Annotated in this window: 21 protein-coding genes; 19 read left to right on the top strand and 2 right to left on the bottom strand. The window is 63.0% G+C overall.

Translation table 11 applies throughout. The features are described from left to right. Nucleotides 1-6: 6 nt before the first annotated feature. Complete coding sequence (locus DI605_RS18185) at nt 7-255, bottom strand: helix-turn-helix transcriptional regulator (RefSeq protein WP_293976668.1); 249 nt, start codon at nt 253-255, stop codon at nt 7-9. Between the two features lie 262 nt (nt 256-517). Between DI605_RS18185 and DI605_RS18180 the strand changes: the two genes are divergently transcribed. The 5 genes from DI605_RS18180 to DI605_RS18160 all read left to right on the top strand — a co-directional run bounded on the left by DI605_RS18180 (nt 518) and on the right by DI605_RS18160 (nt 5,348). Beyond that, nucleotides 518-859, top strand: coding sequence for a transcriptional regulator (locus DI605_RS18180; RefSeq protein ID WP_293976667.1), 342 nt, complete (start codon nt 518-520; stop codon nt 857-859). Between the two features lie 82 nt (nt 860-941). After that, entirely contained in the window at nt 942-2,708 is a 1,767-nt protein-coding gene (locus tag DI605_RS18175; RefSeq protein ID WP_293976666.1) for an N-6 DNA methylase, read from the top strand. After that, on the top strand, nt 2,705-3,811 hold the full coding sequence (locus DI605_RS18170) for a BsuBI/PstI family type II restriction endonuclease (protein ID WP_293976665.1): 1,107 nt from the start codon (nt 2,705-2,707) through the stop codon (nt 3,809-3,811). Before DI605_RS18175 ends, DI605_RS18170 begins: the two co-directional genes overlap by 4 nt. Next, a complete protein-coding gene (locus tag DI605_RS18165; RefSeq protein ID WP_293976664.1) occupies nt 3,778-4,707 on the top strand; it encodes an HAD family hydrolase in 930 nt (309 codons plus the stop codon). Before DI605_RS18170 ends, DI605_RS18165 begins: the two co-directional genes overlap by 34 nt. Beyond that, a complete protein-coding gene (locus DI605_RS18160) occupies nt 4,704-5,348 on the top strand; it encodes a hypothetical protein (RefSeq protein WP_293976663.1) in 645 nt (214 codons plus the stop codon). Before DI605_RS18165 ends, DI605_RS18160 begins: the two co-directional genes overlap by 4 nt. On the opposite strand, the gene DI605_RS18155 is transcribed toward DI605_RS18160, so the two are convergent. Further along, on the bottom strand, nt 5,335-7,353 hold the full coding sequence (locus tag DI605_RS18155; RefSeq protein ID WP_293976662.1) for an ATP-binding protein: 2,019 nt from the start codon (nt 7,351-7,353) through the stop codon (nt 5,335-5,337). The genes DI605_RS18160 and DI605_RS18155 overlap by 14 nt on opposite strands. Before the next feature lie 445 nt (nt 7,354-7,798). Between DI605_RS18155 and DI605_RS18150 the strand changes: the two genes are divergently transcribed. The 14 genes from DI605_RS18150 to DI605_RS18085 all read left to right on the top strand — a co-directional run. Next, entirely contained in the window at nt 7,799-8,758 is a 960-nt protein-coding gene (locus DI605_RS18150) for a zincin-like metallopeptidase domain-containing protein (protein ID WP_293976661.1), read from the top strand. Continuing rightward, nucleotides 8,755-9,189, top strand: coding sequence for a DUF2958 domain-containing protein (locus tag DI605_RS18145; RefSeq protein ID WP_293976660.1), 435 nt, complete (start codon nt 8,755-8,757; stop codon nt 9,187-9,189). The genes DI605_RS18150 and DI605_RS18145 overlap by 4 nt, the downstream gene beginning before the upstream one ends. An 86-nt stretch (nt 9,190-9,275) precedes the next feature. Continuing rightward, on the top strand, nt 9,276-11,090 hold the full coding sequence (locus tag DI605_RS18140) for a ParB N-terminal domain-containing protein (protein WP_293976659.1): 1,815 nt from the start codon (nt 9,276-9,278) through the stop codon (nt 11,088-11,090). Nucleotides 11,091-11,144: 54 nt separating this feature from the next. Further along, nucleotides 11,145-11,333, top strand: coding sequence for a hypothetical protein (locus DI605_RS18135; protein ID WP_293976658.1), 189 nt, complete (start codon nt 11,145-11,147; stop codon nt 11,331-11,333). Nucleotides 11,334-11,454: 121 nt separating this feature from the next. Beyond that, a complete protein-coding gene (locus DI605_RS18130; RefSeq protein ID WP_293976657.1) occupies nt 11,455-12,357 on the top strand; it encodes a hypothetical protein in 903 nt (300 codons plus the stop codon). A gap of 274 nt (nt 12,358-12,631) precedes the next feature. Further along, nucleotides 12,632-12,931: a DUF736 domain-containing protein gene (locus tag DI605_RS18125; RefSeq protein WP_293976656.1), complete on the top strand. Its 300-nt coding sequence runs from the start codon at nt 12,632-12,634 to the stop codon at nt 12,929-12,931. 148 nt (nt 12,932-13,079) lie between these two features. Continuing rightward, nucleotides 13,080-13,316 carry a helix-turn-helix domain-containing protein gene (locus DI605_RS18120; protein ID WP_293976655.1) on the top strand — a complete coding sequence of 79 codons (237 nt, stop codon included), beginning with the start codon at nt 13,080-13,082 and terminating at the stop codon, nt 13,314-13,316. Beyond that, nucleotides 13,313-13,906, top strand: coding sequence for a S26 family signal peptidase (locus DI605_RS18115; RefSeq protein ID WP_293976654.1), 594 nt, complete (start codon nt 13,313-13,315; stop codon nt 13,904-13,906). The genes DI605_RS18120 and DI605_RS18115 overlap by 4 nt, the downstream gene beginning before the upstream one ends. Continuing rightward, nucleotides 13,899-14,546, top strand: a complete 648-nt coding sequence (locus DI605_RS18110; protein ID WP_293976653.1) for a lytic transglycosylase domain-containing protein — start codon at nt 13,899-13,901, stop codon at nt 14,544-14,546. Before DI605_RS18115 ends, DI605_RS18110 begins: the two co-directional genes overlap by 8 nt. Next, complete coding sequence (locus DI605_RS18105) at nt 14,546-15,127, top strand: hypothetical protein (RefSeq protein ID WP_293976652.1); 582 nt, start codon at nt 14,546-14,548, stop codon at nt 15,125-15,127. The genes DI605_RS18110 and DI605_RS18105 overlap by 1 nt, the downstream gene beginning before the upstream one ends. Nucleotides 15,128-15,367: 240 nt before the next feature. Continuing rightward, complete coding sequence (gene rlxS / locus DI605_RS18100) at nt 15,368-17,338, top strand: relaxase/mobilization nuclease RlxS (RefSeq protein ID WP_293976651.1); 1,971 nt, start codon at nt 15,368-15,370, stop codon at nt 17,336-17,338. Continuing rightward, nucleotides 17,310-18,053, top strand: a complete 744-nt coding sequence (locus DI605_RS18095; protein ID WP_293976650.1) for a sigma-70 family RNA polymerase sigma factor — start codon at nt 17,310-17,312, stop codon at nt 18,051-18,053. Before rlxS ends, DI605_RS18095 begins: the two co-directional genes overlap by 29 nt. Next, a complete protein-coding gene (locus DI605_RS18090; RefSeq protein WP_293976649.1) occupies nt 18,019-18,993 on the top strand; it encodes a FecR domain-containing protein in 975 nt (324 codons plus the stop codon). The genes DI605_RS18095 and DI605_RS18090 overlap by 35 nt, the downstream gene beginning before the upstream one ends. 91 nt (nt 18,994-19,084) lie before the next feature. After that, nucleotides 19,085-20,566 (top strand): TonB-dependent receptor (locus DI605_RS18085; protein WP_293976648.1); only part of this gene is annotated, 1,482 nt, incomplete at its 3' end.

Raw genomic sequence — 20,566 nt, 5'->3', positions numbered from 1 at the left:
TTCTGCTCAGTCCGCCGTATCGGGCTTGCGGACTTTGGTCGCGGTCAACGGGTGCAGCATTTCCCATGGCGCGATGCCCAGTGCCTCGGCCAGATTCTCGAGCTTGTCGATCGACAGGCCGTATTTTCCGTTCTCGAGATCGCTGATGTAGCTGCGGTCGATCCCGGCGACGGCCGCCAGCTCTTCCTGCGAAACCTTGCGCACGAACCGCAGTGCTTTCAGATTCTCCGAGACAATTTTCCGCACGCCGATCATCGCGTCGCATTGTCGTTCTTTCCTTCGTTCGCGCTGTCGGAAATAGTCCTCAAATATCGTGGCCAACTTTGATGCGGACTTATGAGATTTGCCGCGAACCACGGTTCGGCCGAGCGACATTGCGACGTCAAGGGGCCGCATCCCCACAATAAAGCTAGCGCGATGGGTAACGTATCTGTTACCCCGCGCTCACGCATCTGCGGAAATGTTAAAACGTGGCGCTTTTTCGATCGTAGCCAGAACGGGATATGGAACAGCGTCGATGCTGACACGCAGCGTTGGAGATATGATGAAGGCGCGTGTGGAGCGAGACCCTGGCTTCGCAACGGCGTTGTTTCATGAAGCCGCCGAAAATTTGCTGAATGGCGAACCGCAGACCGCCCGACTGATGCTGCGCGAACTGGTCAATGCAGCGGTAGGTTTCGAGACGCTCGCCGCCGATATCCATAAGCCCAGCAAGAGCCTGCACCGCATGCTGTCCACGAATGGCAATCCGAGCATGGACAATCTTGCTGCGATCCTTGGTGCAATCCGCCGGCGGCTTGCCGCTGGCGAACCGCAAACCCATGCGCGGGACCAGTCGGCCGGGAGACCATGCAACTGAGCTTCCCAAAATCGATGGGCTGGACCCGCGCAATTAGAACATATATGGAACAAATGTCGATCAGGGGGCTGTTAGGCGGGACATGAGCGTACACATCAATCCGGGGCAAACAGCTGAGACAGAACAGCTATCGGTCCAAGACGCCCGCGCACGGTGCGCAGCCATTCGCCATATGGCACGCGCCTGGTCTGAGACGCTCGACGAGGACGGCCGGGACGAAGCCGTGATGGCATTCGTGCTCGAAGCCATGCAGGTTTTCGAAGAGGCGCCGGACGCCGATACCGGTCATCATGGCGATCTCCCGCAACCTGAGGCGCAACTAGCCTGGTCGGCGGGACTTGCGGCGGCGGCGCTGCCGCTGCTCGAAGCACTGCACTGGTTGACGAGCCTGTACAGTGGCCTGCTGCCCGGTGAGACCAGAAGCCGTCTTGGGGCATTCTACACGCCACCGGCGCTGGCTGCGCGCCTTCTCGATCAGGCCGAAGAAGCCGGACTGGACTGGGCGACGGCGCGCATCCTCGATCCGGCCGCAGGCGGTTCGGCGTTTCTGGTGGATGCGGCGCTGCGTATGCGCGCCGCTCTTCCGGACTGCGCCCCCGAATTCGCTCTTGCCCAGCTCGCCACGCGGCTGAAAGGCATCGAACTTGATCCCCAAGCCGCGCGGATCGGGCAGCGCGCCGTGGAGATCGTGCTCGCGGACCTAGCCAAAGCCGCGCATAGGCCCGTACCGTCCATTGTCGTGCAGGGCGACAGCCTCACGGCGAAACCTCGCGCCGACTATGACCTTGTCGTCGGCAATCCACCTTATGGCCGGATCACGCTGTCGCCCGAACTGCGGCGGCGCTTTGCGCGTAGCCTGTACGGTCATGCCAATCTCTATGGCATCTTCACCGACATCGCCTTGCGGTGGACCAAGGCGGGCGGCCTTATCGCCTTTCTGACGCCGACCAGCGTCTTGTCCGGCCAGTATTTCAGTGCGCTGCGCGGCCTCATCGCGCGACACGCCCCGCCTGCGGCGATCGATTTCGTTCATGCCCGTCGAGGGGTGTTCGAGGATGTGCAGCAGGAGACAATGCTGGCGGTCTACCGCAAGGGTAGGAGATCGCGCCGCGCGCAGATCCATTATATCCATGTCGACAGCGCCACCGAAACCCGCATCGTCCGCAATGGCATGGTCACCTTGCCCCAGAAGCCGGAGGGGCCGTGGCTGGCGCCGCGGCAGGCAGAGCATAGTGCGTTGATCGCTCGGGCAGAGGCTTTGTCCGACCGTTTGGGCGATCTTGGGTATCGCGTCTCGACCGGACCGCTTGTCTGGAACCGGTACAAACCCCAATTGAAGGACAGGCCCTCCAAGGCCGCGCGTCCGCTGATCTGGTCGGAAGCGGTCTGCACCGACGGTCTTTTCCGGTTCCGCGCGGAAAAGAAAAATCACAGCCCATATTTTGCGCTCAAGCCGGGCGATGACTGGATGCTGGTCACGCAGGCGGCGGTGCTGGTTCAGCGCACGACCGCGAAGGAACAGCGGCGGCGTATTATCGCAGCCGAGCTTCCGGGGGCATTCGTCGCCGAGCATGGTGGGGTCGTGGTGGAGAACCACCTCAACATGATCCTACCGGTGGGCAAACCCAAGGTGCCTCCGGCCGTTCTCGCCGCGCTGCTCAACAGCGCCATTGTCGACCAATTGTTTCGCTGCATCAGCGGGAGCGTCGCCGTTTCCGCTTTCGAACTCGAAGCACTCCCGCTTCCCGCACCGGCTGCGCTCGCGCCGCTTGCGAAGCTGGTCGGCACGGGCGCTGATCGCGAGGCGCTCGATCAGGCATGCGCCGCCCTCTATGGGATGACCGCATGAGCCGGTCGCTCCCGCCCTATGTGCCCGTTGCGACAGTAGCGGCCCGACTGCCGCTGATTTTCCCGGAAGGCACGCCGAACCGCGGTTACTGCATTCGTGAGTTGGCCGCGCGCACGATCTTCACCGCGCTTTATATCGGCGCCTTAGAGGGATCGGGCCAATATTTTGGTCCGGTCCATGTCTATCGCATGACGCAAGAGCGATCGGAGGTGGCGCTCAACGAGATGCGCCTCGATTATGCGAGCGCCGTGCTCAGCCGTAAGGGCGGAATCGTCGATGGCCGTCGCTGGTATGCCGACAATACGCGCGAGCCGATCCGCGATGAAACCCTGCGTGATGGGCTGGTCGCGATCGGGGCGGTCACGCGGCGTGAGGATCTGCCGACCACCTCGGGCCTGCCGCGCTATGCGCTGGTCGCGGATTTTGCAGGCCTGTTCGATCCGGCGCTGGAAGGCCCGGCGCTCGACGAGGCGATCGCGGCGTTTCAGGCCGGCTATCTCAGCAAGAGTGCGCTGGCGCGCGTATCGATCCTGCTCGCAGGCGCGGCTGCGGGCGCGAACGGGCCGCTGGTCACCTTTCCCAGCGGCGAAACGCGTCAACTCGCGCCGGGACCGAGTTCGATTATCGCGAAAGCTGTCGTCGAGGTGTTTGCCAAGGCGTTTCTCACGCAGCCAGCCGTGCTCTGGCTCAGCGAAAGCGGCAACAAGGTTGTGTTGCGCGATGACCGCATCGCCGCCGCCATCGGCCTCAAGATCGAAGCCGACAAGAATCTTCCCGACCTGATCCTTGCCGATCTGGGCGATGGCCATGCCAAATTGCTGTTCGTCGAAGTTGTAGCAACGGACGGGGCGGTCACCGAGCGCCGGCGTGGCGCGCTGCTCGAACTGACACGCGCTGCCGGTTTTCCCGATGAGCAAGTGGCGTTTCTGACCGCCTATGACGATCGCGAGGGCCAGGGATTCAAGAAGACGGTCGCGCAACTCGCTTGGGGAACCTGCGCATGGTTCATGTCGGAACCCGATCAGCTCGTAGGGATGATGGATGAACGGGGCGAAGCTGGGCGGTCGCAATGGCTTTTGACATCGCTGCCCGGGAAGCCGTGATGGTGGTTCAAGGCAAACCCGTTCGATCCGTGTTGATCAGCGATGTCGACAATACCTTGTTCGATTGGGTGCAGATCTGGCACGCGGCCTTCTCGTCCATGCTCGAGGAATTGCTGCGCCTCAGTGGTTTGGATGAAGCCACATTGCTGCCCGAGATCCGTGCCGTGCATCAACGTGCCGGAACGTCGGAATATGCGTTTCTCATCGGAGAGGTAGAAGCCTTGCGCCCGGCTGCCGGTGACACGCCGGTTCTGGATTTCTACGCACCCGCGATCGAAGCCTATAGGACGGCACGCCAACAAGCCCTCGAATTCTATCCAGGCGTCGAGCAGACGCTCAAAGCGTTACGGCAGCGAGGAACCCTCATCGTCTGCTATACGGAATCACTGGCCTATTATTCCCAATATCGCTTTCGAAAACTGGGCCTCGATCATTTGGTCGATTATCTCTACTCGCCGGGAGACCATGATTTGCCGGATGGAATGTCGCGGGAGGATATTCGCTTCCACGAGGCGGCACATTATGAGCTTGAACGAACCCAGCATCGCTTCACGCCACCCGGCGAATTGAAGCCAAATCCGGATATCCTGTCATCGATCCTGCGCGACCTGGGGGTGCGGCACGATCAGGCCATTTATGTCGGCGACAGCGCGCACAAGGATATCTGGATGGCACAGCGGGCGGGTGTGCTCGACGCGCAAGCCCTTTATGGCGCTGCGCAACATCGTGAGGCTTATGCCTTGCTCCGTCAGGTGTCGCATTGGTCAGATGATGATGTCGAGCGCGAACGATTGCTGATCGGCAAGGATCATGTGTTGCCAACCTACCGGCTGAACGGATTTGCCGACTTGCTGGATATCGTCGAATTTACAGCCTTCGAAGGGGTTCCGGTATGAGCGCCAGCGACGATATCCAGATCGAGATCTGGAAAACGATTATCGATGTGCAGAAGCACTTCAACGAACTGGAAATGCGCGTTCGTAATGTCGCTGTCACTGTGCTCGCTGCTTTTCTGGCAGCCGCGGGCTTCACGATGAAAGAGAATATGCATGTTGCGCTTGGTTGCGCGCAGATTTCTCTGACATCATTGGTCCTGGCTGGCGGAACCCTCTGCTGGCTCGCATTCTATGGCATGGATCGGTTCTGGTATCATCGTTTGCTCATCGGAGCCGTCCGGCAGGGCATGATCGCTGAAGATGCCTTGGCGGAACGCTATCCGGCAATTCGCCTGACCAAAGCTATCGGCGACGCCAGCCCCATAAAAATCGGTAGGATCCGCGTTCATTCGAGCCGAAAAATCGACATCTTCTATCTTCTGATTGCGATCCTGTTGGCGCTTGCCGCCGTGGTTTCGCTCTTGCAGCCTTCTCGTCCTGTCGCGGGGGTTCCCGGCGCGGCTCTCACCGAGCAGCAGGATCGGGCAGCGCCTCCCCGGAAACCGGAGGGGCGCAAAACTGATGTGGCACTCCCGATTCCGATGCGTGTGGAATCGTCACCGCCGGCCGAACCGCTAGCAGAGGCGACTAATCGGCGCTGAAGTAGCTTTTTCCGCTGATGCCTGCCCGATCGAAAAATGCCTGGTTTCGGCCCCGGGCGTCATCCAGCAGCGCGTCCCAGCCGATCAGTTCGATCGAGCCACGGAATCCGTCGCGCGGTTGATAGACACGCCCGCGTCCATCCGCTGTGCGTTGCCAAGTGTAGGTCCACTCATCCAGTTTGCCGACAATATCGGCGACGATAAAACAATAGAATACCGTGCGATCATCGAGCTTGATCGGCCGGCCTTTAACATCGGTCATCGTTCCGGACTGGAGCCGTCGGACATAGCGCTCGACTTGCTGGTGCGGGTTCTCGTCACTGGAATAGCTGGTTCGACCCGGTCGCTTGAATTCGATGAGCAGGACCTTTGACGGTTCCTCGACCTGCCGAAGCCCGTGGACATAATCGAAGATCAGGACGTCGGGACGCTCGTCGCTGTCAGTTGCGGCGGACAGGGTACTGAACTCGGCATCCGAACTGAAATATTGCGCGAACGTCAGCCGCTCATCGACGATCCACAGATCATGCGAACTGGCGGGATCCACCTTTTTCGTTCCGTCCGTAAGGGTGTTCACTCGAAGCGGACAGATGAACGAGTGCAGCACATCCTCTCGCTGATAAGCACTGTCGCGCGCATCATCCCGGACCTTCTGCAAAAGGATTTCGATGAAATCGAGGACGACCTTTCGCCGGATGATATATTCCGCAAGACTGCGTTGTTCAGCCTCCTCGATCGCCTTCCCGGCTTCGGTCACCGCATCCGTGAAGGAGGACGCGCTTGCCGTGCCGTCCTTCAGCCGTGTCAGCACCGCACGGATCTTCTCGGCCTGACGTTGGTCCCGACGAAAGCGCTCTCGGGAAAGATGTCCATAGATAGCGTCGTCGTTCAGTTCGCCCGAGGGGATTTTAGCCTGGAGTTCGTCGGTGTCGCCGAATGCGACCGATGGATAGGATTGCGTAATCTCGTCGATGATCTCCCGCTGTTGCCCGCTCAGTTCCGCCAGAGGCTCGGCCAGGAATCGCTCAATTTGCGAAAAGCACACATCATTGATGATGCGATCGAGAATAACATCTTCGAACATGAACGCCGTGCGTTCCTGATTGACGTTCGCGTCCAGATATTCGCCCGTCAGGATCGCATGAAACACACGATCTCCATCCGCACCGAAATATTTGAGGCCGAGTTTCCCGTCGATACTGCGCGAATGAACGGTGCGGTCATGCGCGATGAAATGCACGAAGTGCGAGCCTTTGAGATCGGCGCTGGCGACCTTGTCGCATTCCATCAACGTCAGGAAGAGCGTTCCATAGTCTTCCGTCTGCAGCGTAATCGCGGTCTCCTTGCGGTGGACGATGCGATCGATGTCTTCGGGATAGTGACGCGCTTCGTCGCCGACATGGACCATGATGGCCGGGCACCGGCCGCCAATGAAAGTCGGGAGGAAGTGGGACGTCAGGTGCTGGAACACGAAGCTGTCGCGACCGGGGAACCGGCCAAGATAACCATTGTCGCGCAAGCCATCGAACCGCACGTGGAAGGAAGAACCGCCGGCGTCCGGATCAGATCGTTCCGAATAGTCGGTGATTTGATCGTCGTTGGAGAGCTGGAAATGGAATTCCCTGCGGATCGCCTCATCCTTGCGAACGAACACGGTCGATACGCGGATGGACTGGAAGCAATCGAGCCAGAGCAAGCGCCCGACGCCCTTGCCACCTATCGTAATCTTGTTGTCGGTATCCGTGGTGGTGAAGGCCTCCCAGTTTCGATCGTCGAGGCCGACACCATTATCTTCCACCGTCGCCCAGACATTCTCTTTGCGCCGACTGGTGTTCACGGTGACGACCACCCGGCCTTGGGTGGCGACCGTGTCACCAAACTTGGCCTGGACCGAATGAATGGCGTTGCTGATGGCTTCAAACAACGGTTGCATGGCGGCAGCGACCGACGTCGGCTTCGGCAGCCGGTCGATTCTTTTGACGAGATTGGGGCGTAGAGACGGCATGGTTGAATAAGTCGCTGTGCTGGTTGCCCCAAGTCAAGGCGAATGCACGTCGCACCGGAAAATCGAAAGACGCCTCATGCGGACATCCGCATGACCGCGCTCTACGCCGCGCCGGACCGGCGCTCTGCTGAGCCCCTGACGGGTCTCCGCCTTCGGTAACGATCGCATGGCGCAAGGCCGCGCGGATGCCCGGCCAATGGTCGCCGCGCCTCTCTGCGCGGCGGCGTTGTCTGTGGCCTCTCCCGGTGGCGCGGGAGTGGGCGGCGCTCCCTGCTAGACCCGTCGCGGCCTGCGGCAACCCCTGCGCTGCGCTTGGGGTGCTCCATTGCATTGCGCCCTTCGGTGCCGCCGTCCGCTTGCACGGGCCTTTCCGGTCGCATCTCGCCGCCCACCCCCGCTTCCGGGGGAGGCCATGCTGGTTTTGGGGCGGTTCAGGAGGTGAGCCATGCGCCAGAAGACCAACCATCGTGCGCGGCGAGAGGCCGGGGATCAATCCGCCGCGTCCCGCGCCAGTCTCTATGACGAGGTGACCGCGAAGATCATTGCCGAACTGGAAGGCGGGCGCATCCCGTGGGTGCAGCCATGGGGCAAGGTCGGAGCCTCGACTCCCGGCCTGCCGCGCAACGCGGTGACCGGACGCCATTACTCCGGCGTCAATGTACTGCTTCTGTGGGGCGCACTGTTCGAATACGGCTATCCCTCGCAGGGCTGGCTTACCTTTCGCCAAGCCCTCGATGCCGGGGGCTGTGTCCGCAAGGGCGAGCGCGGCGTCACCGTGGTCTATGCCGACCGCTTCACGCCCGAAGGCGAGAAAGCCCGCGCCAAGGAGGCGGGCGAGGATGCGCGCAGCGTTCCCTTTCTCAAACGCTTCACCGTGTTCAACCTCGCGCAATGTGAAGGTTTGCACCCCGGCCTCGCGCCCGATCCCGAACCGCTGCCCGACCGCGAGATCGTTCCGGTTGCCGAACAGGTGATCGCCGCATCGGGCGTCGATTTCCGTATCGGCGGCGACAAGGCCTATTATGTCCCGTCCGCCGATTATGTGCAGGTGCCGCCGCAACCGGCCTTTTACGACCAGATCAATTTCTACCGGACGGCTCTGCACGAACTCTGTCACGCCAGCGGCCACCCGTCGCGCCTGAACCGTAATCTGGTGAACGCCTTCGGATCGAAGGATTATGCACGGGAGGAACTGATCGCCGAAATGGGATCGGCCTTCCTGTGCGCCGAGCTCGGCATCGTGCCGACCGTGCGCCATGCCGACTATATCGCCTCATGGTTGGAGGTTCTGCGCGAGGATAATCGCGCCATCTTCCGCGCCGCCTGCGCCGCGACGAAGGCCGCCGACTGGCTGCTGTCCCGACACCGCGAGAAGCGGGATGCGGACGAAAGGATCGCGGCATGATCCTACTCTCCCCGGAGCTTCGCACCGCCTTGCGCGCGAACGATCGCCGCCACCGTGCTGCCGGGGATGGTGGACAGGCCGAATCTTGGAACGAGACGCATGGCTCGTTCGACCCGCTGCCCGTGGTCAAATTCTTCAATCCCGTGGGCGCGGCGACGTGGCTGGCGACCGAGCTTGACGAGGATGGCGACACTCTGTTCGGCCTTGCCGATCTTGGGTTCGGCACGCCTGAACTCGGCTGTTTCAGCCTGTCCGAACTGGCGGGCATTCGGCTTCCCTATCGCCTCGGCATCGAGCGCGACACCGGCTTTGCGACCACCCACCGGATTTCGGTCTGGGCGGAGTGGGCACGCCGTGCCGGGTCGATCCTCTGGGCCGAGACCCTGCTGCGCCGCGCCGCAGCCAATGAGCTTCCATCGATGGGTGGATGACGAGGGCGGGCGTTTCCCCGCCAGATGAAAGCCGGTCCGCCCAACCGTCAAGAAGAACGGACCGGCGCTCACAAGGAGCGTGTGTGATGGAACTCCAATTCATCGAGCTTGGCAAGCTGTCGGTCAGCAAGGCCAATATGCGTTATGCGAAGAAGGCCCCGGATGTGGCCGATATCCTGCCGACCGTCCGCAAGCGCGGCGTCATCGTGCCCGTGCTGGTCCGGCCCAATTGCGCACCTGATGCCTATGAGATCGTCGCGGGCGCGCGGCGCTTCCATGCGGCGAGCATCGTCGCCGACGAACGCCGCGCCGAGGGGCAAGAGGTGGATCCGATGCCCTGCGCCATATTGTCCGATGGCGACGATGCCGACGCCATCGAGGCATCATTGATCGAGAATGTCGCACGGCTCGATCCCGACGAGGTGACCCAGTGGGAAACCTTCACGCGGCTGGTCAAAGGAGGCCGTGATGTCGGCGATATCGCCGCGACCTTCGGCTTGCCAGATATGATGGTGCGCCGCGTGCTGGCGCTCGGCAACCTCATGCCGCGCATTCGCGATCTCTATCGCCATGAAAAGATCGACGCCGCCACCGTCCGCCATCTGACCATGGCGAGCAAGGCGCAGCAGCGGGCGTGGCTGGCACTCTACGAGGAAGCGGACGCCTATGTCCCGACCGGGCACCAGTTGAAGGCATGGTTGTTCGGCGGGCAGTCGATCCCGGTCAGACATGCCCTGTTCGACACCGAGGGCATGAAGGGCATCGTCGCCGACCTATTCGGCGAAGATCGCTATTTCAGCGATATCGATGCCTTCTGGACCGCGCAGAACGCCGCGATCGAGGCGAAGCGCGACGCCTATATTGAGGCGGGATGGTCCGATGCCCTGATCGTGCCGCCCGGCGAACATTTCTCGACATGGGAATATGAGACGGCTCCCAAGCGCAAGGGCGGGCGCGTCTATATCGATGTGCGGTCCAGTGGCGAGGTGACCTTCCACGAAGGCTATGTGACGCGCAAGGAAGCGCGCCGCATCGAGAAGGGCGAGGCCATAGGCACGGGCCATAAGCCGCCCCGGCCCGAGGTGAGCGGCACTTGCCAGACCTATCTCGACCTGCATCGCCATGCCGCCGTGCGCGCGGCCTTGACCGGCCATCCCAAGGTCGCGCTGCGACTGATGGTCGCCCATGCCATCGTCGGTTCGCATCTGTGGAGTGTGAAGCCAGAACCGCAGACCAGCCGCAACGATGCCACCCGCGAGAGCGTCGAGACATGTCGGGGCGAGGTCGATTTCGACGCGAAGCGCCGCGTCGTTCTTGGCGTTCTCGGCTTCTCATCTGAGGAGCCGACCGTCACCGGCGGCAATGGCGATGCGTTTGGATTGGTGGGCGTGTTCCTGCGCCTGCTCGACCTTCCCGACCGGGCGGTGATGGACGTGATCGGCATCGTCATGGGCGAGACGCTTGCCAGCGGCAGCGCCGCCGTCGAAGCGGTCGGCCAGGAGATCGGTGTCGATATGGCGCGCTGGTGGCAGGCCGACGACGCCTTTTTCGAACTGGTCCGCGACCGCGAGGTGCTGACCTGCATCGTCGCCGAGGTGGCGGGGCCGACAGTCGCCAGCGCTAATGCCGGAGAGAAGGCCAAGACCCTCAAACGCATCGTGCGTGACCATCTCGACGGCAAGGATAGGCGCAGGAAAGTCGAAGACTGGGTGCCGCGCTGGATGACGTTCCCGCCCGCTGCCTATACGACACGCGGCGGCGTCGGCACGGTGGAGACGGCGGCGACGGTCGCGGCGGCGCGGGTTCCTGACGATCCCGATCCCGCCGATCCGGGCAAGGTGCTGGCCCTGCCCGCGCCATCGCCCGAAGCGCAGGCCGAGCCGCAGCGCGCGGCTGCGTGAGCCCCAAGGGGATGGCGATCCGTCGCCATCCCCTTGCCTTTGATGGAGGACGTCATGGCTCATGACCGTCCGAGCTATATGTTCGAACAACAATATCCCAGCGTCGCGCGACAGGGGACGATCTGGCCGCATTATGGCACCTATCGGTCTTTCGCCCATGCGCGGGCGAAAGCGGCGCGGCTCGATCGACCATGCCGGATCACCCTGTACCGCATCGTCTGGCGATCGGTCCCGATCCGCTAGGCTGGAAAAAATCTCGCCGCGCGCCTCCGCCGTTCCGGCGTCGGCGCGCGGCATTTCTTTGGCTGGCGGATGTCGGTTTGTGGTCTACCCTCAGATATCCAGAGGAAGGGGGGATGTCTGAATGTGGGTGAAGTTCAAGGAAAAGACCTACGAGAGCTATTTCCAGACCGAACTGGGCCGTCTCACCAACATCAGCTTTGCGCCCGACCAGACCGATGAGGGACTGCTCGGATTCGATGGCGCCTTCTTCATTCCCTTCATCGGGATGACGGGGCTGTTTCCCTATGTCCGCGTCGCACGCTGGCGTCGATTCATAGGTATATCGGCATCCGAGATCGACAGTTTCGGCGATGAACTGAACGACCGGCTGCCGCCGTTCAATCTCAACCTGTTCGTCCAGTATAAGCGCCCGGAGCGGATGGCGCGCTCGAACGCGGCCGAATGGCCGAGTTGGGGTGCCGCTTATTATCGCTATACGACCGATCACCGGCAGCAGCATCTGCTCGAAAAAATCGCGAACGCGGCGCACGGCAGGGCGGCCGTCGTCTATGCGTCGCCGGCGTTCTGGAGCAATACCGACCTCTTCGCCCACGGGCGCGACGGCACGATCGTCGCGCATAGCAACATCGCCGATGTCGCAAATTTAACCGGGCATCACCGCTTTTCCTACCGTGAGGCGGGCCATCACGGCATCGGTCACAGCGAGCCGCAGCCGCTCGAAAGCTCGCCGTTCGACGCGATTATCCGTCGCGGTATCGAGCAGGATGCCTTGCCGTTCACCCGCCAGATGAAAGCGCTCGACGCATCGATCCGGGAAGCACTGGACGGCGAGCGCGGCAGCTATCGCCTCTGGCAGGCCGCCCGCCAGGCCATCCTTGGCGGCGGGATCGCCGACGCCTATCCCCGCGCGCGCGGCACCTGGCTCGACGCCATCTATTCGGTGATCGCCTTCGGCCAGGCATTCGATGTCAGGATCACGGCGCTGGGTGTGGATACCGTGGCGGAGCCGGTAGAGACGACATGATCGCGCATGGCTCCGGTGCATCGCCGCGACCGATCGACGGCTGTGAGGCATCGACCTGGAATGGCCGCCGCCGCGTGAAACCATCGCGGACAAACTGATTTCCCCGCACCGCTTCGCGGCGCTCCTCGCGGCCGGCTCCGCCTGCAAATCAGCCCGCCGCTCCGGCCCTGCGCTGATCGCTGCGGCCCTTCGGGTTCACGCGGCGGCTCCCGCCATTCCTCCGGTCTGCCTATCGCCTACGAACGGTTCGTGGGCGCGATACAAGGAGGTTATCATGGCACAGATCGGTTCATTCACGCGCGGCGACAACGGCATCTACACCGGCGAAATCCGCACCCTGACGCTCCGGGTCAAGGCGAGCATCCGCCCCGTCGAACGCGAACATGACAAGGCGCCCGATCATCGGGTCAGCGCGGCCGGGGTCGAGTTCGGCGCCGCCTGGACCAAGGCGGCGCGGGAGACCGGAGCCGAATATCTCAGCATCAAGCTCGACGATCCGTCTTTTCCTGCCCCCATCTACGCGACGCTGACGCAGGGCGACGATGGCGAGCATAAGCTGATCTGGTCCCGCTAGGAGACGGCTGCCCCCGCGCCGATGGCGCGGGGGCAACGGCCATGAGGCTCGATTTCGCATGGAGCGATCTTCGAGCCTCTGCAACGAAGCGCCGTATCGGCATCACCCCGCGTCACAGGCGGCACCCACGCCGCCATGGGATCAGCATATGGATGATGACGACACGGCACGGGCCGCGCGCGCGAGGCGCGGCAGCCCCTATCTCAATACCGACCAAGCCGCCTATTTCCTCAAATTGTCGCGGCGCACGCTGCAACGGATGCGGGGCAAAGGCATCGGCCCGATCCCACGCCGCCACGCGCGCATGGTGCTCTACCATATCGACGATCTCGAGGCCTGGTCACGGGACCGGGCCGATGCCCTGGCACGGGAGGTGCAGCCATGATCCGGCGCGAGGATTTTGTGCTCCGCACATGGGGTGATGCCTTGCGTCAGTCGCGAGCGCGGCGCCGCCGGCTCGTCCGGCGCGCGGCAATGATCGCCGGGCTTGCTGGCCTGGTCGCCTCGTCCATCGTGGCGCCGCCGTTGCCGCGTCTGGTGTGGAACGTCACCGCCAGCGCGCCTACCGGCCTCTATAGTGTAACGCCCGGAACGTTACCGGCGCCCGGCGATCTGGTGATCGCGCGCGTGCCCGAAACGATGCGCACGTTGGCGGCGGAGCGGCATTACATCCCTGCCAATGTGCCACTGGTGAAGCGCGTGACGGGCGTGCCGGGCGATACGATCTGTGCCTCTGGGACCGCGATCTTCATCAATGATCGTTCTGTCGCCGACCGGCTCGCGGTCGATGGTCACGGACGGACGATGCCGCGGTGGAGCGGCTGTCTTCATCTGCGTGATGGCGACTATTTCCTGCTGATGCCGGGAACGTCGGCTTCCTTCGACGGTCGCTATTTCGGCATCACGCGCCGCACCGACATCATCGGTCGGGCACATCTGATCTGGGCGACTTCTGATGGTTCGCGCCATGAATAAAGGGCGTGGACCATGGCGCCGCCGATCGATAGGCCGGATCGTCGCACTTGCGATCGTCGCTGCGCCGATCCCGGCCCACGCCGAAATCGTCAGCGATCGCGTGGCACGATGGCAGCCGATCGTCGCGGAAGCGGCGGCTCGTTTCGCCATCCCCGAGGCCTGGATCATCCGCGTGATCCGGGCCGAAAGCGGCGGTCGCGTCGAGCTCGACGGCCGCCCGATCCGCAGCCGTGCCGGCGCGATCGGTCTCATGCAGCTCATGCCCGCGACCTGGGCCGCGATGCGCGACGCCTTTCGTCTCGGCCCCGATCCCGACGATCCGCGCGCTAATATCATGGCAGGCACGGCCTATCTGCGGCTGATGTATGATCGCTTCGGTTATCCTGGGATGTTCGCTGCTTATAATGCCGGACCGGGTCGCTATGCCGCCTACCTGTCCGGCAAGGCGCGATTGCCCAGCGAAACCATCGCCTATCTTGCGGGTGTCACCGGAAGCTTGCCGTCGATCCCGGTAGCGCCGGCGACTGCGCCGCGCCAGTTGCTCTTCGTCCTGCGGCGTGATCTCAGTGTGCCACCCCGATCGGGCGATGCAGGGACCGTACAAGACGCCTTGTTCGCGGTCCGAAAAGCGGTGCCCTGATGGCGAGCGTGGGAAGGGCTCGTCTCGGTTCGTCCCAGCATGACGGGCGGCAGCGCGGCTATCAAGGCCCGCGGGTGCCCCCCAATTTGCTGCGCAAATCGGTTCCCCCCGCGTCCGCTGCGCGGCGCGGGGCGATGCCTCGCGGCCCTGACAGCCACACCGCCGCCCGTCGTCGGATCGCTGTCCTCGATGCTGAGGACGTCAAGCGAAGGAGTGAGATCATGGGCATGATGGAGAGCATCGGCACCGGTTCGGACCGCGTGATGGCAGTGCTGACCGCAGGCCTCGAACTGGAGTTCGGTCGGAATGCGGACGAAGCTCTGGCGCAGCAGTTTCTGGCAGCGGAGGCCTGTGATTTCCACTGGGATGCACGGGAAGAGGAGCGCTGGCTGGGTGCTTATGAGAGCATCGATGACGAGGAGGACGAACTGGATCGGATCGCGATCTGCGGCACGTTGAACGGCGCCTGGTTCGTCGCGCAGATGATCGTCGATAGCAATGGCAGGCCGCACGGAATGCTCGGGCGGCGGGCGTTTCGCAGCCGGAAATCTGCGCGAAAGGCACTGGCGGATGCGCGCTGAACAGCGGCATTCGCTTGCGGAGAGGCGGCGTCGATCGGGCGTCGGCTCTCCTTTTTTCGGGCGTTTTCAGTGCGGATATGGGGGAAGGGAGGGTTTGCAAGATAAAGGCAATGCCTCCGGGGCATCGCTAAGCCTCTGTCTGCACATCCTTTTCTTGCGAGGCTCCGCCTCGCTGACCGGAGGCCGCCTTTCGGCCTGCCCATTTGGCGCATCTTGCGTCCGTCATCGGAGCCGCTCTGCATGAGCGACGATGACGACTTCACGCCCAAGGTCGGCAAGCCCGGCGCGCGCGGCCGTGGCAAAGGCCGGAAATATCTTGGCCGCGTCGTAGCAGGCGCCGCCCGCGCCGGCGTCCGCAAGGGCGCCCGCTCCAGGCGGTTCGACGGCAGCCGGATCGGACGTGGGGCGAGCATCGGCCGCGTCCTCTCGGGAGGTGACCGCCATGCCGGGTTTCGCGGTCGCCGCGCCGTCGTGAAGATGAGCTATGTGCGTATCGCGGGAAACGGCTTCTCCGCCGTGCGCGTTCATCTGCGCTATCTCGAACGCGGCGGTGTCGCGCGGGACGGCAGTGAAGGCCGGCTCTATTCGGCGGGAGAAGATCAGGTCGATCGGAACGCTTTTCTGGATCGGTCATCGGGTGACGAGCGCCAGTTCCGGTTCATCGTATCTGCCGAGGATGGCGATCAATATCCCGATCTGAAACCCTTTGTCCGCCGGCTGATGGCCCAGATGGAGCAGGATCTCAGCACCCGCCTCGACTGGGTGGCGGTCGATCATCATGACACCGGCCATCCCCATAGCCATATCGTCGTGCGCGGCCTCGACGAGCACGGCGACAATCTGCTCATCGCCCGCGAATATGTGAGCCATGGCTTGCGTGCCCGCGCGCAGGAGATCCTGTCCGTCGATCTGGGACCGCGCACGACGCTCGAAATCGAAGAACGGCTGCGCCACGATATCGGTGCCGAACGATTGACGGCGATCGACCGGCGCATGGTCCGCGAGATGGCTGTCGACCGCTCGCTCGGACAATCGATGCGCGATCCCTTCCAGCAGGCGCTGCGGACGGGTCGGTTGCGCAAGCTCGAACAATTGGGGCTCGCGGAGCCGGTCGGCGGTGGGCGCTGGCAGCTCGCCGACGATCTCGAACAGCGGCTGCGCGCGCTCGGTGAGCGCGGTGACATCATCCGCACCCTGCAACGCGAGATGAGCACGCGGAACCGGGAGGGCGTGGAGCAGCGCATCTTTGACCCCGCCGCGCCGGAAACCGCACCCATCATCGGGCGCGTGATCGGGCGCGGTCTCGCGGACGAATTGCGCGATCGCCACTATCTTCTGGTCGACGGCATCGACGGGCGCAGCCATTATGTCGATATCGGTCGCGGCGACATGGTCGAGCCGATCTCCCAGGATGCCATCGTTCGGATCGCCCCCGAACGCAACGGTATCCGGGATGTCGACCGCACGGTCGCCGAGATCGCCGCAGCCAATGGCGGCCATTATTCGGTCGATCTGCATCTGCGCCATGATCCCCATGCAAGCGAGGCGTTCGCGCAGAGCCATGTGCGGCGTCTCGAAGCGATCAGGCGTCGGACGGGCGGCGTCGACCGCCAGCCCGACGGGCGCTGGACGATCGCGCCCGATCATCTGGATCGGGCTGCGGCTTATGAGGCGCGCGTTGCGCGCGATCGGCCGGTGGCCGTGGAGATTGTCTCGGTATCGCCACCCGGCCTGCTGGCGACCGCCGCTGCGGCGACCTGGCTCGACCATCGCCTGGCCCGAGAGGATGCGCCGCCCGCTCGGGATGCCGGGTTCGGACGCGATGTTCGGCAAGCGGAAACCCTCCGGCGACAATGGCTCGTAGAACAGGGGCTGGCCGATCCTGAGGGCGACGGCGTGCGGCTGCGCGCCAATGCGCTGGCGACGCTCCAGCGCCGAGAATTGCTGCGCGTGGCGGGCCAGCTCTCGGAGGAACTGGGACTGGCCTTCACGGAAACGAAAAGCGGAGACCGGATCGAGGGAACGCTGCGACGGCGGGTCGATCTGCTGAGCGGGCGCCATGCGCTGGTCGAACGATCCCGCGAGTTCACGCTGGTTCCGTGGCGGCCGGCACTGGAGCAGCAGATCGGCAAATCCGTATCGGGCCTATCGCGCGGCGATGGCGTCAACTGGACGTTCGGGCGTGGCCGTGGCGGCCCCGGCATCTCCTGATGCCATTCCCACGGGCGTCGGCGCCGTCCTTCTGATAGGATCGCGGAAGAATTTTTTCGCATCTTCTACGGAAGGATCGCGGCCACGCATCGTGGTGCTGAATGGAGGCAAAAGGGGCGACCATCGGGTGGACGCTAATCGGCAGCGGATCATGGCATGGGTGGGACGCGAAATCCTGCCGCATGAGGTGCATGTCCGCGCCTGGCTTCGTCGTACCCTCGACCCCGACGATCTCGAAGATATCATTCAGGAGGCCTATTGCCGCATCTCTGCGCTCGACGATGTGGGGCATATCCGCAGCGGTCGCGCCTATCTGTTCACCACCGCGCGCATGCTGGTGCTGGAGCGCATCCGCCGCAGCCGGGTGGTGAGCCTCGAGACCGTTACGGAAATCGAGAACCTGAACATCATAGGAGACGACCCGTCGCCCGAACGCGTGACGGCGGGTCGCCGGGAACTGGCGCTGGTGCGCCGGTTGATCGAGGGATTGCCTGAGCGGTGCCGGACGATTTTCGAACTTCGCAAGATCGAGGGTTTGCCGCAGCGCGCGGTGGCCGAAGCGATGGGCTTGCCTGAACACACAGTCGAGAACGACGTGGTGAAGGGATTGAAACTGATCCTCAAGGCACTGGCCGAGGGGGAGGACGCAGCCGAGGCTGCACTGATGACGATTGGACAAGATGAGCGAGTACGAGACACCTCAGGCGATTCATGACCGGGCGATCGAGTGGGTCGCGCGCGTCGACCGCTCGGGGGGCGATCCTGAGACGCAGGCCGAACTTGATGCCTGGCTCGCCGGCGATGAGCGTCGGCGCGGCGCCTATTATCGTGCGCAGGTCGCATGGACGATGCTGGATCGTGCCAGCGCCTTTCGGGGCGGGCAGTCGGAGGAGGCGGAGGTCGAAGTCGACCGAAACGCCTGGCTGTCACGGCGGCGCATGCTGTGGGGCGGCGGTGCGGTAGCCGCATCGGCAGCGCTGGCCGCGATCGGGATCGGGTTCTGGCCGCAGCCGACCGAGCGGATCGAAACCGCCGTCGGCGAGATCCGGCGCGTGCCGCTCAGGGATGGATCGCTTGCCGCAGTGAATACCCAGACGCAGCTTGCCGTGACGTTGCGGCCCGAAGTCCGGCAGATCTCTCTCCGGCAGGGCGAGGCATGGTTTCAGGTCGCGCATGATCGCGCGCGACCATTCATCGTCGAGGCGGGCGACATCCGTGTGAAGGCGGTCGGCACGGCCTTTTCGGTACGTCGCGCGGGCGATGGTGCCGATGTGCAGGTGACCGAAGGTGTCGTCGAGGTCTGGAGTGTCGGCGATGAGGGCAATGTTCGCCGCGTATCGGCCGGTGCGCGCACCTTCGTCAGCGATACCGCCGGGCCGGCGCCTGCCGTGGAAGCCAGCGTCGCCATCGACCGATCGCTGTCCTGGCGGAACGGCCAGCTCATCTTCGATGGCGATACACTCGGTGAAGCGGCAGCGGAGTTCAACCGGTACAACGCCGTCAAAGTCGAGATCGCAGATTCGGCACTGGCGCAGGAGAAGATGATTGGCCGATTTCGGACTAACGAACCCGATGCGTTCGCGCGTGCGGCAGCGGGAATTCTAAGTGCGCGTGTCACGTTCGAGGGTGACCGGATCATTCTTTCGCGAAACTGACGCAAAAATTTCTCGCAACTGCAACGGAAAGCGGTTTGCCCTTCATCGTCACCTCTTGAGAGCCCAAAATAGGGCGCAGATGGGGGTATGAATGCGATATCGGGAAATACGGACGATCCTCGCGTCCACGGCTGCTGTTTATGCCATCGTCATGGCCGCGCCCGCGCTGGCGCAAACCAAATCGTTCAACGTGCCGGAGCAGGCGGCCAGTACCGGCATTCCGGAACTGGCACGGCAGGCCGATATCCAGATCCTCGTCAGTGAAGGCGCGGCACGCGGAAAAACGACGCGGGCGGTCAGGGGCAATATGTCCGTGGAAGCCGCCTTGCAGCGGCTTCTGCGTGGAACCGGATTGCGCGTGTCGTCGAGCGATGGGCGGACGATCACGCTTGTCGCTGATCCGGCAGCACCGGCAGCGACGTCGGGGGAAGCGGTCGCCGGAGGCGCCGCGGCCAATAGCGAGAGCGCCGAGATTGTCGTGACGGGTACACGAGTTGAAGGCGGTGAAACCGCCTCGCCGACAACAGTGTTACGATCCGATCAAATTCGGTTGGCCGGTCAAACCGATCTTGGAGAAGCAATTCGCTCCGTTTCGCAAAACTTTGGTGGCGGCCAGAACCCTGGCGTAGGCTGGGGTGCTAGCGGCGTCACCAATCAAAATCTGGATTCGAGTTCTACCGCCAATCTTCGCGGGTTGGGCGGCGATGCTACACTGACATTGCTCAACGGTCACCGCCTGTCCTACGGTTCCTTCGTTCAAGCCGTCGATTTAGGGGCGATACCTTTAGCCGCCGTAGATCGAATGGAAATCGTCGCCGACGGGGCATCCGCTGTTTACGGGTCTGATGCGGTCGGTGGCGTGGTCAATATCATCCTGAAACAGGACTATGACGGCGCCTCTCTGGCAGCGACTCTTGGCGGTGCCACCGATGGGGGCGATTTCCTTCAGCAGTATAGCGCAGTGGTTGGGAAACGCTGGGTCTCCGGTAGTTTGACTGCCGCATATGAACGGAAAACCAACAGCGGAATTTACGCCCGTGATCGCTCCTACGCGTCCGAAATGCCCAGCGAGAGCTCGCTCTATCCGCAGACTCATCAGGACAGCGTGGTCGTCGGCTTACGTCAAGCCCTTGGAGCCAGCGTCGAGATGCATATCGATGGAACCTACAGCCGGCGCACATCCTTCATAAACCAGCTAACCGATTATGGTCTGAAATATGAGCAACGGCCGGATGTCACATCCTACTCCATCACTCCGTCGCTTCGCGTCAGTCTCGCTCCCGATTGGGACTTCAATCTATCCGGAACCTACGGACAGAGTAACTCCAAATATGATGAGCGTGAATTCGAAGATGATGAACTGACTTATAGTGCGGTAGGAAATTACTTTAATAGGCTTGTCACAGCGGAAGGATATCTCTCAGGCAGCCTGAACGGCTTGACCGTCCGGCCGATCAAGCTCGTGTTTGGCGGCGGTGACGTGCTCCCCAAAGCTCTACCAGTCATAACTGGAGTCCGGGGTTGGTATGGTGCCCCTCGGGGCGGTGTTGCACAACCCGCCTGGCAGCATCGG

Source organism: Sphingomonas sp. (genome assembly GCF_003248515.1).
GTDB lineage: Bacteria > Pseudomonadota > Alphaproteobacteria > Sphingomonadales > Sphingomonadaceae > Sphingomonas_I.
Note: the sequence above shows the minus strand (reverse complement) of the source record. Positions and strands in the feature narration are given on the sequence as shown.

Excerpts from the sequence above, each read along its gene's own strand:
- DI605_RS18110 (WP_293976653.1), top strand. The coding sequence starts at position 13,899 with ATGAATAAAGGGCGTGGACCATGGCGCCGCCGATCGATAGGCCGGATC.
- DI605_RS18105 (WP_293976652.1), top strand. The coding sequence starts at position 14,546 with ATGGCGAGCGTGGGAAGGGCTCGTCTCGGTTCGTCCCAGCATGACGGG.
- DI605_RS18185 (WP_293976668.1), bottom strand. The coding sequence starts at position 255 with ATGATCGGCGTGCGGAAAATTGTCTCGGAGAATCTGAAAGCACTGCGG.
- DI605_RS18135 (WP_293976658.1), top strand. The coding sequence starts at position 11,145 with ATGGCTCATGACCGTCCGAGCTATATGTTCGAACAACAATATCCCAGC.
- DI605_RS18145 (WP_293976660.1), top strand. The coding sequence starts at position 8,755 with ATGATCCTACTCTCCCCGGAGCTTCGCACCGCCTTGCGCGCGAACGAT.
- DI605_RS18125 (WP_293976656.1), top strand. The coding sequence starts at position 12,632 with ATGGCACAGATCGGTTCATTCACGCGCGGCGACAACGGCATCTACACC.
- DI605_RS18180 (WP_293976667.1), top strand. The coding sequence starts at position 518 with ATGCTGACACGCAGCGTTGGAGATATGATGAAGGCGCGTGTGGAGCGA.
- DI605_RS18120 (WP_293976655.1), top strand. The coding sequence starts at position 13,080 with ATGGATGATGACGACACGGCACGGGCCGCGCGCGCGAGGCGCGGCAGC.
- DI605_RS18160 (WP_293976663.1), top strand. The coding sequence starts at position 4,704 with ATGAGCGCCAGCGACGATATCCAGATCGAGATCTGGAAAACGATTATC.
- rlxS (WP_293976651.1), top strand. The coding sequence starts at position 15,368 with ATGAGCGACGATGACGACTTCACGCCCAAGGTCGGCAAGCCCGGCGCG.
- DI605_RS18130 (WP_293976657.1), top strand. The coding sequence starts at position 11,455 with ATGTGGGTGAAGTTCAAGGAAAAGACCTACGAGAGCTATTTCCAGACC.
- DI605_RS18155 (WP_293976662.1), bottom strand. The coding sequence starts at position 7,353 with ATGCCGTCTCTACGCCCCAATCTCGTCAAAAGAATCGACCGGCTGCCG.
- DI605_RS18175 (WP_293976666.1), top strand. The coding sequence starts at position 942 with ATGAGCGTACACATCAATCCGGGGCAAACAGCTGAGACAGAACAGCTA.
- DI605_RS18140 (WP_293976659.1), top strand. The coding sequence starts at position 9,276 with ATGGAACTCCAATTCATCGAGCTTGGCAAGCTGTCGGTCAGCAAGGCC.
- DI605_RS18115 (WP_293976654.1), top strand. The coding sequence starts at position 13,313 with ATGATCCGGCGCGAGGATTTTGTGCTCCGCACATGGGGTGATGCCTTG.
- DI605_RS18150 (WP_293976661.1), top strand. The coding sequence starts at position 7,799 with ATGCGCCAGAAGACCAACCATCGTGCGCGGCGAGAGGCCGGGGATCAA.
- DI605_RS18090 (WP_293976649.1), top strand. The coding sequence starts at position 18,019 with ATGAGCGAGTACGAGACACCTCAGGCGATTCATGACCGGGCGATCGAG.
- DI605_RS18165 (WP_293976664.1), top strand. The coding sequence starts at position 3,778 with ATGGCTTTTGACATCGCTGCCCGGGAAGCCGTGATGGTGGTTCAAGGC.
- DI605_RS18170 (WP_293976665.1), top strand. The coding sequence starts at position 2,705 with ATGAGCCGGTCGCTCCCGCCCTATGTGCCCGTTGCGACAGTAGCGGCC.